Origin of the sequence: Sulfitobacter pacificus, assembly GCF_030159975.1 — a bacterium.
Taxonomy (GTDB): Bacteria; Pseudomonadota; Alphaproteobacteria; order Rhodobacterales; family Rhodobacteraceae; genus Sulfitobacter; species Sulfitobacter pacificus.
In genome coordinates this window covers 1,519,251-1,537,316 of sequence record NZ_BSNL01000001.1, presented here as the reverse complement: position 1 = coordinate 1,537,316, position 18,066 = coordinate 1,519,251, and the positions used below count along the sequence as shown (strand labels likewise).

At 57.9% G+C, this 18,066-nt stretch carries 14 protein-coding genes and 2 tRNA genes; 13 read left to right on the top strand and 3 right to left on the bottom strand.

What is annotated here, in order from left to right; translation table 11 throughout:
• The first annotated feature begins 14 nt into the window (after positions 1 to 14).
• The 8 genes from QQL78_RS07750 to QQL78_RS07715 all read left to right on the top strand — a co-directional run bounded on the left by QQL78_RS07750 (position 15) and on the right by QQL78_RS07715 (position 7,448).
• A complete protein-coding gene (locus QQL78_RS07750) occupies positions 15 to 1,226 on the top strand; it encodes an SAM-dependent methyltransferase (RefSeq protein WP_284372193.1) in 1,212 nt (403 codons plus the stop codon).
• Between the two features lie 24 nt (positions 1,227 to 1,250).
• On the top strand, positions 1,251 to 1,691 hold the full coding sequence (locus QQL78_RS07745; RefSeq protein ID WP_284372191.1) for a TrgA family protein: 441 nt from the start codon (positions 1,251 to 1,253) through the stop codon (positions 1,689 to 1,691).
• A gap of 4 nt (positions 1,692 to 1,695) precedes the next feature.
• The gene (locus QQL78_RS07740) at positions 1,696 to 2,829 is read left to right on the top strand and encodes an NUDIX domain-containing protein (RefSeq protein ID WP_284372189.1); all 1,134 of its coding nucleotides are present in this window, start codon (positions 1,696 to 1,698) and stop codon (positions 2,827 to 2,829) included.
• A 34-nt stretch (positions 2,830 to 2,863) separates the two neighbouring features.
• Entirely contained in the window at positions 2,864 to 3,898 is a 1,035-nt protein-coding gene (locus tag QQL78_RS07735; RefSeq protein ID WP_284372187.1) for a cysteine synthase A, read from the top strand.
• A 53-nt stretch (positions 3,899 to 3,951) separates the two neighbouring features.
• Positions 3,952 to 6,336, top strand: coding sequence for a DUF3772 domain-containing protein (locus tag QQL78_RS07730; RefSeq protein WP_284372185.1), 2,385 nt, complete (start codon positions 3,952 to 3,954; stop codon positions 6,334 to 6,336).
• Positions 6,333 to 7,055 (top strand): alanyl-tRNA editing protein, encoded by a 723-nt coding sequence (locus QQL78_RS07725; RefSeq protein WP_284372183.1) that lies wholly within the window; start codon positions 6,333 to 6,335, stop codon positions 7,053 to 7,055. The genes QQL78_RS07730 and QQL78_RS07725 overlap by 4 nt, the downstream gene beginning before the upstream one ends.
• Before the next feature lie 81 nt (positions 7,056 to 7,136).
• Positions 7,137 to 7,226, top strand: a tRNA-Ser gene (locus QQL78_RS07720).
• A gap of 42 nt (positions 7,227 to 7,268) precedes the next feature.
• Positions 7,269 to 7,448, top strand: coding sequence for a hypothetical protein (locus tag QQL78_RS07715; RefSeq protein WP_284372181.1), 180 nt, complete (start codon positions 7,269 to 7,271; stop codon positions 7,446 to 7,448).
• Here QQL78_RS07715 and QQL78_RS07710 read toward each other — a convergent pair.
• Positions 7,437 to 7,510 (bottom strand) — tRNA-Gly (locus QQL78_RS07710). The genes QQL78_RS07715 and QQL78_RS07710 overlap by 12 nt on opposite strands.
• A gap of 345 nt (positions 7,511 to 7,855) precedes the next feature.
• Here QQL78_RS07710 and QQL78_RS07705 point away from each other — a divergent pair.
• Together QQL78_RS07705 and QQL78_RS07700 are read left to right on the top strand one after the other, a co-directional pair.
• Complete coding sequence (locus QQL78_RS07705; protein WP_284372179.1) at positions 7,856 to 8,359, top strand: hypothetical protein; 504 nt, start codon at positions 7,856 to 7,858, stop codon at positions 8,357 to 8,359.
• Positions 8,356 to 9,573, top strand: coding sequence for a surface lipoprotein assembly modifier (locus QQL78_RS07700; RefSeq protein WP_284372178.1), 1,218 nt, complete (start codon positions 8,356 to 8,358; stop codon positions 9,571 to 9,573). Before QQL78_RS07705 ends, QQL78_RS07700 begins: the two co-directional genes overlap by 4 nt.
• 52 nt (positions 9,574 to 9,625) lie before the next feature.
• Here QQL78_RS07700 and QQL78_RS07695 read toward each other — a convergent pair whose 3' ends face one another.
• The gene (locus tag QQL78_RS07695) at positions 9,626 to 11,671 is read right to left on the bottom strand and encodes an ASKHA domain-containing protein (RefSeq protein WP_284372176.1); all 2,046 of its coding nucleotides are present in this window, start codon (positions 11,669 to 11,671) and stop codon (positions 9,626 to 9,628) included.
• 227 nt (positions 11,672 to 11,898) lie between these two features.
• Positions 11,899 to 12,858 (bottom strand): agmatinase, encoded by a 960-nt coding sequence (speB, locus tag QQL78_RS07690; RefSeq protein ID WP_284372174.1) that lies wholly within the window; start codon positions 12,856 to 12,858, stop codon positions 11,899 to 11,901.
• A gap of 135 nt (positions 12,859 to 12,993) precedes the next feature.
• Between speB and guaB the strand changes: the two genes are divergently transcribed.
• The 3 genes from guaB to QQL78_RS07675 all read left to right on the top strand — a co-directional run bounded on the left by guaB (position 12,994) and on the right by QQL78_RS07675 (position 18,066).
• On the top strand, positions 12,994 to 14,442 hold the full coding sequence (gene guaB / locus QQL78_RS07685; RefSeq protein ID WP_284372172.1) for an IMP dehydrogenase: 1,449 nt from the start codon (positions 12,994 to 12,996) through the stop codon (positions 14,440 to 14,442).
• Between the two features lie 50 nt (positions 14,443 to 14,492).
• Positions 14,493 to 15,653 carry an RsmB/NOP family class I SAM-dependent RNA methyltransferase gene (locus QQL78_RS07680; RefSeq protein ID WP_284372170.1) on the top strand — a complete coding sequence of 387 codons (1,161 nt, stop codon included), beginning with the start codon at positions 14,493 to 14,495 and terminating at the stop codon, positions 15,651 to 15,653.
• Positions 15,654 to 15,885: 232 nt separating this feature from the next.
• Positions 15,886 to 18,066 carry a hybrid sensor histidine kinase/response regulator gene (locus QQL78_RS07675; RefSeq protein WP_284375494.1) on the top strand — a complete coding sequence of 727 codons (2,181 nt, stop codon included), beginning with the start codon at positions 15,886 to 15,888 and terminating at the stop codon, positions 18,064 to 18,066.

Sequence of the window (18,066 nt, the reverse complement as noted above, 5' to 3'; positions counted from 1 at the left end):
CACAGGGAGTGACCATGATTTTAACCACTACAGACGGGCAGACAGGCCTGCCGCGATACTTTTCACGGGTGTTTGAGATGGCGCAGGCAATGCGCAACGGGCGGGTGGATTTTGTGCTGCCTGACGGGCGGGTCTTTCGCGCCGAAGGGGCCAATCCGGGGCATGTGGCGGAATTGCATGTGCATAGCACTGATCTGTTTGCCCGGCTGATCCGCGAAGGCGATCTGGGGTTTTGTGATGCCTATCTGGATGGTGATTGGTCCACGCCGGATCTGCAGGCCTTTATGGATCTGGTGCATCATGGCAATGAAAACATGTATGACGGGTTTCCGGGTATGGGATTGGTGCGCCGGTTTGAACAGCTGCGGTTCTGGTTGCAGCGTAACTCCAAGTCACAAGCCCGCAAAAACATCAGCTATCATTATGATCTGGGGAATGATTTCTACGGGTTATGGCTAGACGACACGATGACCTATTCGTCAGCCTTGTTCGAGCAGGACGCGCAGCTTTCTCTGGAGGCGGCGCAGATTGCCAAATACAAAAGCATGGTTGACCAGATGGGCGTTAAACCCGGTGATCATGTGTTGGAAATAGGCTGTGGCTGGGGCGGTTTCGCCGAATATGCCGCCAAGGAACGCGGGCTGAAAGTGACCGGGCTGACAATCAGCGAAGAACAGTTTAACTATGCCAAGCATCGCATTGAAAATGCGGGTCTTTCTGGTGTAGTTAACTTTAAACTTCAAGACTACCGCGATGAACGAGGTCACTACGACGGCATCGCCAGTATCGAGATGTTTGAAGCCGTGGGGGAGCAATATTGGCCGACCTATTTTGACGCTGTGCGCGAGAGGCTGAAGCCGGGCAAGGCGGCGACGCTACAGATTATCACCGTCGATCACGCCCGATGGGATGTCTATAAGCGTGGTGTGGATTTTATCCAAAAATATATATTTCCCGGTGGGATGCTGCCTTCTCCTAAAGTGTTGCGCCAACAGATCGAACGCGCCGGACTGGTGGTGGATACCTCTATCGAGTTTGGCAAAAGCTATGACATCACGCTGCGCCGCTGGCATGAAACCTTCAATGCCAAATGGGATCAGATCAAGGCGCTGGGGTTTGATGACAGGTTCCGGCGGATGTGGAATTTTTACCTCACTTCCTGTGCTGCGACATTTGACAGTGGAAATTGTGACGTAACCCAGATTACCATACGCAGACCCGGCTGACGGGGATGCATCAGGAGTACGTTCATGCCCACCGCCGCGCGATTGATGGCCGCTTTCTGCGTGGCTGTGACCGCTTATTTCATCTCTTTGATGGTGATGCCGCTGATGCCGGAAAGCACGGACTTTGGGTATTTCATTCCGGTTAACATCTGCCTTGGCCTTGGTGTCGGATGGTTTGCCATGGGCCGCAGGGCTGGGCGCGGCACCACAGCGGCGATCAACAACGGGCTGACGGGCATGTTTCTGCTGATGCTTTGGGGCATCGGTGTGCAGGCGATCAATGAAATGGTTCGGCTGGCGATGCGCAACCGGTATGACGGCCCGTTTGAGGCACTGGTGGCAATCTTTCGGATTGGTGCGGAATATGCGGTGATGGTTGCAACCGTGCCGATTGGGATTGCCTTGCTGGTTGGCACGTTATTCTGCGGGCTTTTGACCGAATTTGCGAGCAACAGATGGCCCTAGGGTCATGAGAAACCTGTTTTTTTACGGCAGTTTGCGGCACCTTCCGTTGTTGGAGGTCGTGTTGGGGCGCGCTGCGGACGATATTGATACGATGGATGCCACGCTGTCAGGCTACCGTGTCAGCGCCGTGGCCGAAGGGCCGTTTCCGATGATCGAGACACAGGCTGGCCAGACCGCCAAGGGGGTGCTGGTGCGCGGTCTGACGTCGGATGACATTGCGCGACTGGATTTTTACGAGGGCAGTTTTGCCTATGATCTTGTGCCGGTGACATTGTCAGGGGGGCAGGCGGCAGAAGTCTATGTGCCGCAAGCGGGGCTGTGGACCGCGGACGGGCCTTGGTCCCTGACCACATGGGCCGAAAAATCCGGAGAGATGAGCGTGATCGCAGCGCAGGAGGTGATGGGCTATTTCGGCCAGCGGACCCGCGATGACGTGGCGGCAATGTTTCCGGTGATCCGGGCGCGGGCGGATGCGCAGCTGCGCGCGGCGCGGTCGTTGCACGGGCAGGATGGTTTTCCGGGCCATGTTGAAGTGTTGTCCCGCATCCGCAGCTATTCCAACTTTTATGCGCTGGACGACATCACCCTGCGCCATTCGCGTTTTGATGGCACCCTGTCCGACAGTCTTGATCGTGCGGTGCTGATTGATGCGGATGCGGCGATTGTGCTGCCTTATGATCCGCTGCGCGACCGGGTGCTTCTGGTTGAGCAGGTGCGTCTTGGTCCCATTGCACGCGGGGATCGGGCCAGTTGGCAGCTGGAACCGGTGGCTGGCCGTATTGATCCCGGTGAAGCACCAGAACAGGCGGCACGGCGCGAGGCAAAGGAAGAGGCGGGGCTGGCCTTGGGGCGGCTGGAAAAGATCGCCGAAACCTATCCCAGCCCAGCCAGTTCAACAGGGTTTTACTATGTCTATCTGGGGCTCGCGGATTTGCCGGATGCGCTGACCGGAATTGGTGGTCTGGACGCTGAAAATGAAGACATCCGGTCGCACCTGCTGTCCTTTGATGATCTGATGGCGCGGGTGGCGCGGTTTGATCTGGCCAATGCGCCTGTCGTGATGGCCGCTTATTATCTGGCGCATCACAGGGATCGCTTGAGGTCCGAGGGGGCGACAGATACACCTGACAGGGAATAAAGCTGCGCCGCAGCTGTAACTATTGGGGGCATTCATGCACATCGCATCTGATCTGGCCAAGGCCGTCGGCAAAACACCACTTATCAAGCTGCGCGGCCCGTCCGACGCGACGGGTTGCGAGATCCTTGGCAAGGCCGAGTTTATGAACCCCGGCCAGTCGGTCAAAGACCGTGCCGCCCTGTTCATCATTCAAGATGCCATTGCCAAGGGAACGCTGAAACCGGGTGGCACGATTGTCGAAGGCACGGCAGGCAATACCGGCATCGGTCTGGCGTTGGTGGGATCGTCGATGGGGTTCAAGACAGTGATCGTGATCCCCGAAACCCAATCCGAAGAAAAGAAAGACATGCTGCGGCTGGCGGGTGCGGAACTGGTGCAGGTGCCAGCTGCGCCTTACCGCAACCCAAATAACTTTATCCGTTATTCCGAACGTCTGGCCAAGGCTTTGGCACGCACCACCAACGAAGGCGTCGTCTGGGCCAACCAGTTTGACAATGTCGCCAACCGTCAGGCGCATATCGAAACCACAGGCCCCGAGATCTGGGAGCAGACTGGCGGCAAGGTAGATGGCTTTTGCTGTGCTGTGGGGTCTGGCGGGACATTGGCGGGAATCGCCCATGTGTTGCAGCCAAAGGGCGTGAAGATTGCGCTGGCAGACCCTGATGGCGCGGCACTGCACAATTATTACACCACTGGTGAACTGACCTCTGAAGGGGGGTCCATTGCCGAAGGCATCGGGCAGGTGCGGATCACCAAGAACCTTGAAGGGTTCAAACCCGACTTCAGCTACAACATCCCTGATGCCGAGGCGCTGCCGGTGGTCTTTGATCTGTTGCAGGACGAAGGGCTCTGTCTGGGGGCCTCTTCCGGCGTGAACGTGGCAGGGGCCATGCGGTTGGCACGTGAATTGGGGCCGGGGCATACAATTGTGACTGTCCTGTGTGACTTTGGCACACGTTATCAGTCTAAATTGTTCAATCCGACCTTCCTGCGCGAGAAGGGGCTGCCGGTGCCCGCGTGGCTGGACCGTGATGCCGTGGTGCTGCCAGAGGTCTTTGAAGATCTGTGATGCTGATGTCTGTCGTCCGTCGCTGGTTGGCAATTGGGATAATGGTCCTGGCCATGGCACAGGCTGCCATGGCGCAAGGGGTCGGTGCCTCTGAGGTCACCCGCTGGAGCGTGGCCGCCGCGGCTGCGGAACAGCTGCTGGATTCTGAAAACAGCACCGAACAACGGCTGGAAATCCTGCGTGAAGAGATCGTTGCCTTTCGCACCGACTTTCGTGAAGCGACCAGTCAAAACGCGGCGCGTATCACAACCCTGCGCGAGCAGCTTGCAGCCCTAGGTCCAGAACCCGAAGGTGAGGGGGCCACGCCGGAACCCCCCGATGTTGCCGCCAACCGCGAAGAACTGAATGCACAGCTTCAGACCCTGTTGATACCGGTGCAGCGCGCCGAGGCCGAGTTTGTGCGTGCGGATGCCATCGTTAGCCAGATTGACCAGACCCTGCGGGAAAGACAGACGGAACAGCTGCTGGAAACCACACCGTCACCGCTATATCCGGTCTATTGGCAGCCCGCTTTGGCTGATTTCAAAGCCGCGCTTGCCGGGTTGTGGCGCGAGAAACCTGAGGCTGGCGGCCTTGCCAGCGATCTGCGCCAGACCCTGCCGGTAACCCTGTCGCTGACCGTGCTGGGGCTGGTGTTGATCCTGCGTGGCCGCGTCTGGTCGCAAATGATCGTCAACAGCCTGCACCGTTTTGGGGCGCGTGGGTTCGGCATCTGGCGGTTTGTGGTGTCACTGCTGCGGATTTTCCTGCCTTTTGCAGGGCTGAACCTATTGGCGCTGGCTGCGATCTCAACCGGTGCTTTTGGACCACGGTTGGACGAGATGTTCCTGCTGTTTGCCTTCCTTGGCGGGATGATGCTTGGGGTGCGTTGGGTTTCCGAGCGGGTGTTTTCGCGCGATGATGACGAAGCATTGATTTCGCTTGGCCCTCAGGATCGCCGCGCTGCGCGGTTTCATGTCTCTGTCATCACGGCGCTGATTGTTGTGGCGGCCCTGATTGCCGAGATATTTGACGCGGGCGACCCGGCACCGGCCTCCAAACCCGTCCTGATGTTCCCGATCACCGTGCTTGCCGCTGTATCGCTTTATCTTATTGGCAAGATCCTTGGCAGGGTGACGGATCCCGGACAGGATGAAACGCTGGGCACAGAGCTGCGGGCCTCGACGTTGGCGCGGATGATCCGCGGCCTGGGGAAGGGGGCGATGCTGATAGCGGTGGTGACGCCGTTACTTGCGGCCCTTGGATATTTCCGCGCGGCTGATGCGCTCTTGCCGCCCTATTTCATGACCCTGACCCTTTTGGGGCTTGTCATGGCGCTGCAACGGTTTTCGGCAGATGTCTATGGGGCCGTTACCGGCATAGGTGTGCAGGCGCGGGATGCGCTTTGGCCGGTGCTGTTCGGGTTTATCCTTTTGCTGCTTGTCATGCCGTTGCTGGCTTTGGTCTGGGGAGTACGGGTCAATGACCTGACCGAGCTTTGGACCGTCTTCCTGCGCGGCTTTTCTGTTGGGGAAAGCCAGATTTCACCAACGGATTTCATTGCTTTTGCGGTGATCTTTGCCATTGGCTATGTGCTGACGCGGCTTGTGCAATCTGCCCTCAGAAATAACGTATTGCCCAAGACACGGCTTGATGTGGGCGGGCAAAACGCCATCGTCTCCGGTCTGGGCTATGTCGGTATCTTCCTTGCAGCCCTTGCTGCGATCACCGGTGCAGGGATTGATCTGAGCTCACTGGCCATTGTTGCCGGTGCCCTGTCTGTCGGTATTGGTTTTGGTCTGCAAAACATTGTCAGCAACTTTGTATCCGGCATCATCCTGTTGATCGAACGCCCGATCTCTGAAGGGGACTGGATCGAGGTAGGGGATCAGATGGGCTATGTGCGCGACATCTCTGTGCGCTCCACCCGTATCGAGACATTCGACAGGACAGATGTGATCGTACCCAATGCTGATCTGATCAGCGGTACGGTGACGAACTATACCCGTGGAAATACCGTTGGGCGGGTCATCATTCCGGTCGGTGTGGCCTATGGCAGCGATACCCGGCAGGTCGAAACCATCCTGCGCGAGATCGCAGAGGCCCATCCGATGGTGGTGCTGACACCGCCGCCTGCTGTGCTTTTGCTGAACTTCGGTGCGGATGCTTTGGAGTTCGAAGTGCGCTGTGTCTTGCGTGACGTCAATTTCATGATGGTGGTCAAGAACGACTTTAACCATGAAGTTGTTGCGCGGTTTGCCGAGGCGGGCATTGAAATACCCTTTGCCCAGCGCGATGTCTGGCTGCGCAACCCGGAGGCGCTGCGCCCCGCCATGCAGTCGCCAGAGGCACAAGATCATACAGATGCAGTGCAAACAGCGGAACGCGCGCAGAAAGCGGATGACGATATCGCGCCCAGGGCCGATGATCGAACCGGGCCAAAAGGAGCAACTTCATGACCCGTATGCTGTTTCGCGAAGACGCCTATCGGCGCGAGTCCCCTGCCAAGGTGCGCGACATTACACCGGAAGGCGGGATCGTCTTGGATCAGTCGCTGTTTTACCCCACCGGGGGGGGGCAACCGGGGGATTCGGGCTGGATCAGCTGGGATGGTCAGCGCCTGCCCATTGCCACGACCGTCAAAGGCGAAGGTGATGCAATTGTGCTGGTGCCCGCAGAGGCATCCGCCCTGCCACCCAAAGGGGCGCATGTGGTGCATGAGCTGGACTGGGACAGACGTTACAAACATATGCGTGTGCATACGGCGCTGCATCTGTTGTCTGTGGCGATGCCCTTTGGGGTGACCGGCGGGCAAATCTCTGCGACCCATGGGCGGTTGGATTTTGATATGCCCGATGCGCCAGAGGATCGCGAAGAGATTGAAGAGACCCTGAATACATTTGTCGACATGGATGCCCGCGTCAGTGAAAGCTGGATCACCCAGGCCAAGCTGGAGGCAAACCCGCATATGATCAAAACGATGGCAGTCCGGCCACCCAAAGGCACGGGGGATGTGCGTTTGATCCGAATTGGCAATGACGACGAAGGCTGGATTGATCTGCAACCCTGTGGCGGTACCCATGTGGCGCGCACTGGCGAAATCGGCGCATTGCGTCTGGGAAAGATGGAAAACAAGGGTCGGATGAACCGGCGTGTCTATCTCCATCTGGACAGTTGAAACACAGTGACAGGGAATGCGGCCAAGGGTGCGTTTTCGCTCTTGCAAAGGGGGGCGCGGTCATACTAAACCCCGCGCAATGGATCGGTGGCCGAGTGGTCGAAGGCGCACGCCTGGAAAGTGTGTAGGCGAGAGATCGTCTCCAGGGTTCGAATCCCTGTCGATCCGCCATTACCCCTCTTTTTGACAATACTGACAGATGCAGTGGCCCGCATGAATGTGCTGGCGATTCTGGTGGCTGCGGGCGTTTCTGCGGGGTGCATGGATCAGGTTGATCTGCGTGATTTTGGAAGCCTAAGTATGCGTCTGTCGAAACGGTCGATCGCTCGCCGAAAGGCTGCATGGACCAAAGAAGTTGGTAAATCTTCTGAAAATAAGTGGTGGAGCGGGTAACGAGAATCGAACTCGTAACTAAAGCTTGGGAAGCTGCCGTGATACCTTTTCACCATACCCGCATGCCTGATCGAATATGATATCTTGAAGGCATGGTCAAGCGATCGTCAATGGGGACAGAACTAGGGTGACTTGCGGGCAATTTTTAATGTCGCTCTATTTCTGGTTGTTCTTCCTGAACGGGTAGCTTAGGTAACTATCCTGAAAATAATGAGTATCCAGAGCGGGGAAAACAGATGCCATTCACCTTTCAATCCAGACGTGCAGCCTTTCAATGCGTAGCGCTTGGTTCAATTGTCTTGCTGTCGGCATGTGGGTCTGGCGGGCGCTCCAGCAATATCACTGCAAGCGGAGTTGAGCGCGTTTCGGACGGAAGGGTAGATGTTTCACTGGAAAGTGAATCGAATTTGTCCGTGTCAGATGCGCGGGTGGGGCTTGTCGCATTCGCAACCGGGATCAATGAACGCAAAGGGCAGGTGGTCGCTGTGGCCGGTATCGCTGATGATCCAGAGGTAGGCGACCCTGTCACAGAGGGCACCGTGACCTACAACACACGCTATAATTACATCGTTCTTGATAACACAAGTCGTTCAGGCAATTACATCAGCGCAGATCAAGGTTCCCGCCGCTTCATCGGCCGTACGACCTTGACCGCAGACTATAGCGAAGGAACACTTACCGGCACATCGTCGGATCTGGAAGTAGATGGTCAGATCAGTGGTCAGGAAGTGACCGGTTCCGTACAGGTGGATTACAACGTCAGCGGTGGCATTGTGGGCACAAAAGTGCTGTCTGGTCGCATGGATACCGCGTTGAACGGGCAGGTTGGCAGCACCGGCGTGATCGCAACATTCCATGGTACTGACAGCAACTCGGCCATTGCAGGTGGATTGGTCGGGACCGCAAATTGACGCAAAGCGCGACTCAGGGCGTCGCGGCTTGGATTGGTGTCTTCCTGACGGTTTTCCTGTTGCTGTCGCCCGGACCGATCCATGCCCTTGAAGACGCGGGGCCGGATCAAAGCCGATTGTCACAAGCGCGTCTATTGCGTGCTGACGGGGAGTTTGCGCGTGCGATAGAGATATTGCGCGCGGCCCTCAGGTCACACCCCAATGACATTCCGTTGCGCGAAGAGCTGGGCTATACACTTATTCTGGATGGTCAGATGGCGGCCGCGCAGTACCAGTTCGAAATCCTGGCAGAGCGCAACCACAGCCCCGAACTGAACAGGCTGTACCGCAGTGTTCTGAACCGGATCGTCGCGGAACGGCCCTTTGGTGTGAGTGTCATTCTGGGATTTACCCCGTCCGACAACATCAATCAGGGAACCGACAACAAAGCGATTGAAAATGATCTTTTGGGGACCGGTACCATCGACCCGGCAAACCGCCGGATTGCGGGGTGGAACAGTCGTATTGGCCTGAAGGGATACGCTCGTACCACGCTTTCCCCCCGCGATCTGGTGGTGTTTGACTGGCGCGTGGAGCGAAAGTTCTATTCCACCCATCTGGCACCGCAAAGCGACCTTGAACTCGGCCTTTCCTATTCACGGTTTTTTCCGCAGGCGGAAATCGGGTTGCGTACCTTCCATCTGTCCAGCTTTCGTGATGCCGGTGATGTGACACGCAATGGCGTCAGCTTTTTCGGATCCTACAACATCGACCGCCGCCGCCGCATTGATGGGCGCCTGCAACTCTCGACCTTTGATGTCGAGGGAGGAAGCGCTGTTGACGGGCCGCGCGTTCTGGTTGATGCAGGTTATCTGCTGACCCCAAGCCCATCCCTCGCGCTGCGCTTTGGGGTGCAGGCGGAACATGCGAATGCTGAGGCGGATGTGCAGCGTTACACAAGCCTTGCCGCCACCCTGCGCGCCAGCACTGCGTTTCGCAACGGCACCGAATTGAGCGGGCAGGTGGTTTTTGGCAAGCGAAACTTCGGCAGTCTACTGGGGTTTGCACGACAGGATCGTTTTGCGGATGTCTCTGTGACCCTGTTCAACAGCACGTTCAGCTATCGTGGGGTTGTACCAAAACTGACCTGTCAGATTGGCAAAACGACATCCAATGTCGCAATCTTCGAGGCCAGAACACGGGCCTGTGGCGTGGCGTTGTCCCGCCGTTTCTAGCGGATGGGCCCGCCAAAATCTGACCGACCCATCCTGCTGAGCGTAAGATCCGTCAGCCGCGCCGCCTGCGCCGTCCGCCACCACGCGCTTCACCGGCCTTGCCGCCGGTGTTGAAGGTCTCGGTTGGCAGGGTGACGATGGAGTTCAGGATCGGGAAAGGTTCGACCGCATTGGGGATGGCTGAGGCATTGACAAAATGCTCCTGAAAACGCGGCTCGATTGCGGTTTCGATTTTGTGAATGTCGCGCACGGTCTGTTCGATCTCCGCGCGGGCCTCTGTGTTCAGCAGGGCAATCCGCGCGCCGGTACCTGCGGCATTGCCCGCAGAGGTCACCTTGTCCAGCGGGCAGTCGGGGATCATCCCCAGCACCATCGCATGTTTGGTGCTGATATGTGCGCCAAATGCGCCGGCAAGCACCACGCGGTCCACCTTGTCGACGCCGAATTTATCCATCAACAGACGCGCACCGGAGTAAAGCGCTGCCTTGGCCATCTGGATTTCCCGGATATCGCGGTTGGTGACGGTGATCATGGGGCCACCTTTACCCGTGCCGTCATAAACCAGATAGGAATTGGTGCGCCCGTCGGCAAAGACGTTGGCCGATCCGGTTTGCGCCGCGGTGCCGATCAACCCGGGGGCATCGACAATCCCGTGGATGCGCATCTCTGCAACCATCTCGATAATGCCGGAGCCGCAAATGCCGGTGACACCCGTGCTGGCAATCGCTGCCTCAAAAGCCGGATCATCAGACCATAGATCACTGCCGATCACCTTGAAGCGCGGCGCTTTGGTTGCCGGATCAATCTCCACCCGTTCAATGGCACCGGGGGCAGCACGCTGGCCAGAGCTGATCTGCGCCCCTTCAAAGGCAGGGCCGGTGGGCGATGAACAGGCCAGCACCTTTTCCTTATTGCCCAGCAAAATCTCCGCATTGGTGCCCACATCAACCACCAGCACAAGGTCCTCGGACTTATCCGGTGCCTCTGACAAAGCCACTGCCGCCGCATCCGCCCCCACATGTCCCGCGATGCAAGGCAACAGATAAACATGGGCCGAAGGATGGATGTTCAGCTCCAGATCAGAGGCCCGCAGCCGCATCTCGTCGGACGTGGCCAGGGCGAAAGGGGCCTGTCCCAACTCAAATGGGTCAATCCCCAGAAACAGATGGTGCATCACCGGGTTACAGACAAACACCACGTCAACAATCAGCTGTTTGTCGATCCCGGCCTCTGAGGCAATCTGGCTGAACAACCCGTTCATCCCTTCGCGCACAGCGGTGGTCATCTCCTCGGCACCGGAGGCATTCATCATCGAATAGCTGACACGGCTCATCAGATCCTCGCCAAAACGGATCTGTGGGTTCATCACCCCGGAGGAGGCAACCACGTCGCCGGTTGCCAGATCACACAGATGCGCGGCAATGGTGGTCGACCCCAGATCAACGGCAAGCCCATAAACCGTACCCTCGTAATAACCAGGCCAGATGTGCATGATCCGGTTGGGGTTCTCATCATCCCCAAGATGGATCGCAACGGTGACTTTCCAGCTGCCCTTGCGCAGAATCGGCTGCATCTTCTGTAGGATGTGCAAATCAACAGTGACCTCGTCGAGTTCCCATTGCTCCTGCAAGGCCATGCGCAACCGTTCCAGATCACCGGAAGGATCGTGCATGTCGGGCTCTGCGACCTCAACGTAAAACAATTTGGTCGAGGGGTTCAGCACGATATCGCGGGCCTCTGCGCGTTTGCGTACCACTTGCTTATGCACCTGACTTTCAGGTGGGACATCAATCACGATGTCCCCCTGTACCGTCGCCTGACAGCCCAGCCGGCGCCCGGAGATCAATCCGCGTTTGTCCTGATAGCGTTGCTCAACCGCATTCCATTCCGACAGGGCATCCTCCTGCACGGTGACCCCGTGTTTGGAGAATTCACCATAACTTGGCGTGATCTGGCATTTCGAACAAATGCCGCGTCCGCCGCAGACCGAATCCAGATCAACGCCAAGCTGACGCGCTGCAGTCAGGATTGGCGTGCCAGCCGGAAAATGCCCGCGCTTGCCGGAAGGGGTGAAGATAACAAGTGGATCACTGCTCATTGCGCTATTCCCAAGGGTGTTTTGCGCCACCATACCGTGATCATCCGCAAGCGAAAGGCGATCCGCGGCACAAAACGCAACATCCCCGCCACAGATGCTGTCCTGCGCATAATACGCCCCTCTTATTGGCCTTAAATGCTGCGGGGAATCGATCTTTGATCGATGGGGCAGAGCCCCCAATAAAATGGCGTGCAGCTTTGCGGCGCCTTTCTGCTGCAATCCGCGAATTACAACTGGCTGCGGGCGTGGAAAATAAAGCCCAGAAAATTCAGCAAAACCTGTGCTGCCAGAATTGAGGTGGATCCGCTTGGGTCGTAATCCGGCGCAACCTCGACCAGATCAATGCCGACAATCTCATGCCGTTCCGCAGCCGCCTGCAACAGCTCCACCACCTCATAATAGAGGAACCCGCCATGTGACGGGGTGCCGGTGCCGGGTGCAATGGAGGGGCAAAAGGCATCAATATCTATCGTCACATAAAGCCGCGCACCGGTTGGCACATGGGCCAGCACGCCGCGCAGCCCCATTTCGCGGGCCTGCCGCACGGAAATAATGTCGGACCCCATTGCGCGGGCATCATCATACCCCTCCTTGGCGGTTGAGCTGACATTGCGAATACCGACCTGCGTGAGCCCCGTGACATAGTCCTGCTCGGCCGCACGCCGCATCGGGTTGCCGTGGCCATGGCGCACCCCGTGGCGCACATCGACGAAATCCAGATGGGCATCGATCTGCAGAATGTGGATGTCCCCCTGACCGTCGAAAGCGCGGATGCAGGGGATGTTGATCGAATGATCCCCGCCAATCACCACCGGCAAGGCACCCGCATCCAGTATCGCCCGCACACCAGCTTCGATATTGGCATGGCTGGTCTCGGTGTCAGTATGCACAATATCGGCGTCGCCAATGTCGACGATATTCACATTGCCCGGCAGATAGGTCACATCATCTTCGTGATCATAGGCACCGGCATGGCCAAAACTGAACAGGGTCGAGGCCTCGCGCACACCGCGCGGGCCAAACCGCGCCCCGGCGCGAAACTGGGTGCCCGCATCAAATGGTGCGCCCAGGATCGCCACATCTGCATCCAGCGCCGCCCAATCCGGCTGATAGGGGCGTTTGCCAAAGGTCGATATCCCCACAAACGGCAGGTTCAGCCGCCCCGCATCATATCCGTGATCTGCCATTGTTTACTCCTTGTTCTGGGCAGCTTTCCGCAAACCTTTGATCAATACAAGTCTACCTCCCAAATCACCCTTTTCATCAGCGCCAGACCGTGAAATAGGAAATTGCCAAATGAAGCCATAAGCCAGAGGTGCAAAATGGAAATTCGTGAGGCTCTTACCTTTGATGATGTGTTGCTGGTGCCGGGAGCATCTTCGGTGCTGCCTTCCACCGCGGACACACGTACACATGTGACACAATCCATTGCATTGAACATTCCGTTGCTCAGCTCTGCGATGGATACCGTAACCGAAGGCCGGATGGCGATTGCCATGGCGCAGGCGGGGGGCATGGGGGTTGTGCACCGCAATCTGACGGTGGATGAACAGGCCCGCGAGGTGCGCCGCGTGAAACGCTTTGAAAGCGGTATCGTCTATAACCCGATCACCCTGACGCCGGATCAGACATTGGCCGATGCAAAAGCCCTGCAAGAGCGGTACAACGTTTCCGGCTTTCCGGTGGTGGATGAAAAGGGCCGGGTGGTCGGCATTGTGACCAACCGCGACATGCGTTTCGCCTCTGATGATGCCACGCCGGTCAAACATATGATGACCAACGAAAATCTGGCCATGCTGATGGAACCTGCCGACCGTGGTGAGGCGCTGAGCCTGATGAAGGCGCGCCGGATTGAAAAGCTGCTGGTGACCGATGGTAAAGGGGTTTTGACGGGGCTGCTGACGTTAAAGGACAGCGAGCAATCAGTGCTGAACCCGACAGCCTGCAAGGATGATCTGGGCCGTCTGCGGGTCGCCGCTGCAACCACCGTGGGGGATGCCGGTTTTGAACGTTCGCAGGCGCTGGTAGAGGCGGGGGTCGATATGATCGTGATCGACACGGCCCATGGTCATTCCGAAGGGGTGGCGCATGCGGTAACCCGCGCCAAAGCGCTGAGCAATGAGGTACAGGTTGTCGCGGGCAATGTGGCCACAGGCGAAGCAACCCGTGCCTTGATTGATGCGGGCGCGGATGCCGTGAAGGTTGGCATCGGGCCGGGGTCCATCTGTACCACGCGCATGGTTGCAGGTGTTGGCGTGCCGCAGCTGACCGCGATTATGGATTGCGCGGCAGCGGCAGGCGACATTCCGGTGATCGCGGATGGCGGCATCAAATTCTCCGGTGATTTTGCCAAGGCAATTGCGGCGGGGGCGTCCTGTGCGATGGTCGGCTCGATGATCGCAGGCACGGACGAATCCCCGGGCGAGGTGATCCTCTATCAGGGCCGCAGTTTCAAAAGCTATCGTGGGATGGGGTCGCTTGGTGCCATGGCACGGGGTTCGGCAGATCGCTATTTCCAGAAAGATGCTGCCAGTGACAAGCTGGTGCCTGAAGGCATTGAGGGTCAAGTGCCTTATAAAGGCAGCGCCGGCGCGGTGGTGCATCAGCTGGTGGGGGGGCTGCGTGCGGCCATGGGCTACACCGGCTGTGCAACCGTGCCAGAGATGCGCCGCGGCTGTAACTTCGTCAAGATCACCGGTGCTGGGCTGAAGGAAAGCCATGTGCATGACGTTCAGATCACGCGGGAATCGCCGAACTACCGGGTTGGATGATCGAGGATTGTCAGCATCTTGCTGGTAATATTTAAAGTATTGGATGAACTATGACTCCTGGTGCCAGAGTGGCCGCGGCCATTGAGGTTTTGCATGATATGTCCGAAGGATTGGCCGCCGAACAGGCGCTGACCCGTTGGGCGAGACGCAGCCGGTTTGCCGGGTCCAAGGATCGTGCGGCCATCCGCGATCATGTCTTTGATGTGTTGAGATGCAAACGCACCGCGGCGCATTTCGGCCAAAGCAGTACGCCCCGCGCTCTGCTGATCGGGATTTTGCGCCAGCAGGGCGCTGATTTGGACGCCTTGTTTTCCGGCATTGGCCATGCGCCCCAGCCCCTGAGTGAAGCAGAAGCTCAGGCACCGTTGCCGCCCGAGGAGGAAGCCACCCTGTGGAACCTGCCGGATTGGTTGATTCCGCTGTTCAAAGAAGCTTTGGGCGCGGAGGCTGGGACCACGGCCATGGCATTGCAGGAACGTGCGCCGATTTTCCTGCGGGTGAATATCGCAAAAATTGATCGTGCAGCGGCGATTGCCCAGCTGGCAGGGGAAGGGATCACCGCAGAGGTGAATCCGCTTTGTGACACCGCGCTGAGCGTTACCGAAGGCGCGCGCAAGATCCGCAATTCCGCCTGTTACACCGAAGGGCTGGTCGAGTTGCAGGATGCGGCCAGTCAGGCGGTTGTGGCCACCCTGCCGACGGGTGTGAAACTGCTTGATTATTGTGCGGGCGGGGGTGGTAAGGCGCTTGCCGTGGCCGCGCAGCAGGGACGGCAAGTCTTTGCCCATGACATTGACCCGCGCCGGATGGCGGATTTATCCGCACGGGCGGAACGGGCAGGGGCTGCAGTGACCCAGTTGGACAGTGACGCGCTGCCTGGTGCTGCGCCTTTTGACGTTATCTTATGTGATGCACCTTGTTCAGGGTCCGGCGCATGGCGGCGCGCGGCGGAAGGAAAATGGACACTGACAGCAGCGCGGCTTGCTGAGTTGACTGCCATTCAGGACAGTATTCTGGACGAGGCGGCGGGTTTGCTTGGCGATCAGGGCACCTTGGCATATGCGACTTGTTCGCTGCTTCGGGAGGAAAATGAAGATCGGGTTGCGGCGTTTCTGGCCCGTCATCCCGGATGGCGTTGCAGCGACCAGCATCGATATGCGGTGGGGCCGGCGGGCGATGGATTCTTCGCGGCACACTTGATGCGTGATTGATTTTGTATATTTTCAATCATGACGTGCGATTCTAAACGCAGTTAAAGGCTGATTAACCCTTCGTGCGCGTAATAGGGGACGATTCGTGCATGCCAAGGGGACCTCTTTGCCCGACACCCAAACCCAGCGACCGAAGCGCTCAAAGCAGTTAAGCGGTGCTGCGCGTCAGGCCCGTTGGACCCTGGCGATCTGCCTGTTTCTGGCGGCACTGGCACTTGTTGCCCCTTACCGGATGTTAAGCCTTGGCCTGATCTCCTCCTCTGTGACCCTGTTTGTTCTGGGGGGGCTGGTCTGGGCCAGCAAACGCCGTGCGCTACGCAAACAAAATGCCGAACTGGCGGTGATTGAAGGGTTCATACGGCGCGACGCCACGCCAAGCTTTGTGGCGAATGCAGATGGCCAGATCCGGTCTGCTAATCCAGCGGCGCATCAACAGTTCGAAATTGACGGATTTAATACATTGGCGGGGGTGCTGAAATCCTCTGTCACCAATCCGGGCGGCATTCTGTTCCGACTGCAATCCCGGGCGGTGGCAAGTGGCGCGGCACAGGAAGATATATTCACCCGCGCCGGGCATTTGCGCCTGTGCGTACATGTGGTGGCCGAAGATGCCTATGTCTGGCGGGTTGATCAGCTGGGCGAACGGGCACCACCGCGGGCGGCGCAGGAAGGGCAGCATTTGCCGATGGTCATGATTGGCCGCAGCGATGCCATCTTGTTCATGAATGACGCGGCGCGGCGGTTGATTGGCAGCAGGGTCAAAGGGCTGGACCGGTTGTTCAACGCCCTGCCGGTGGTGCCGGGCATCCCCACTGATCTGATCACTTCTGACGGGCCGCAGCGGGTTCTGGTTGCAGAGGTAACAGCGGGCGCGGGGCGTCGGGCGCTGTATTTCCTGCCGGTGCCGGAACAAGCGGTTTCCGCGCAGGGCTGGCAGGCCTTTGAGGATCTTCCGGTGCCGCTGATCAAGGTGGCCCCGGATGGCAAGGTGAAGACCTTTAACCGGATGGCGGCAAATCTGGTGGGTGTGGCCTTGGAAGATAATGTGCATCTTTCCAATCTTATGGAAGGTTTGGGACGTTCCATTGCGGATTGGATCAATGACACGCTGGCCTTCCGCAAGGTACAGAAATCAGAGTTCTTGCGGCTGAAGCGGACAGACCGAGAAGTGTTTGTGCAGGTCGTTCTGAGCCATGTTATGGATGAGGGCGAACCCTCCTTGGTTGCTGTTTTACATGATGCAACGGAGCTGAAAACACTGGAGGCGCAGTTTGTCCAAAGCCAGAAAATGCAGGCAATCGGGCAATTGGCCGGTGGTGTGGCGCATGATTTCAACAATTTGCTGACCGCCATATCTGGCCATTGTGATCTATTGCTTTTGCACCGTGATCAGAGTGACCCGGATTACGGTGACCTGATCCAGATCAACCAGAATGCCAACCGTGCTGCCTCACTGGTCGGGCAGTTGTTGGCCTTTTCCCGCAAACAGACGCTGCGGCTTGAAACCATTGATATGCGGGATACTTTGGCGGATTTGACGCATCTGCTCAACCGTCTGGTGGGGGAAAAAATTACCCTCACGCTGACCCATGATCCGGTGTTGAAACCGGTGCGGGCGGACAAGCGGCAGCTGGAACAGGTGTTGATGAACCTTGTCGTCAACGCCCGTGATTCAATGCCCGCGGGCGGGGAAATTCGCGTCACAACGGAATATATCGAGCTGAAGGAACCACTGGACCGGGACCGCGCATCGGTCCCCCCCGGCCAGTATGTCACGGTGCAGGTCAGTGATGATGGGGCGGGGATCGCCCCGGACAAGCTGCAAAAGGTGTTTGAGCCATTCTATACCACCAAACGCACCGGCGAGGGCACTGGATTGGGCCTGTCGACCGCCTACGGAATCATCAAACAAAGCAATGGCTATATCTTTGTCGATTCTGTGGTGGATAAGGGCACGACCTTTATTCTTTACCTGCCGGTCTATGTCACGCAACCGGCCAAGACCCAAAAGGTGCCGGACAAGGTGATGGCAACGCCGCAGCAAAGTGAGGAGGGGGTCATCCTGCTGGTTGAGGATGAAGCCCCGGTGCGCGCCTTTGCCAGCCGTGCATTGCGGTTGCGGGGATATACGGTGTTGGAGGCGGATTCCGCCGAGGCGGCATTGAAAACGCTTGAAGATCAGTCGCTTAGCATAGATGTTTTTGTGACCGACGTGGTGATGCCCGGCATGGACGGTCCAAGCTGGGTGCGCGAGGCGCTGAAAATCCGGCCTGACGTGCGGGTGGTGTTTGTCTCTGGCTACGCCGAAGACAGCTTTGGCGAAGAACAGACCCGCATCCCGAATTCGGTCTTCCTGCCCAAGCCGTTTTCACTAAGTGATCTGACCGAAACCGTGCAAAGCCAACTGCATTAA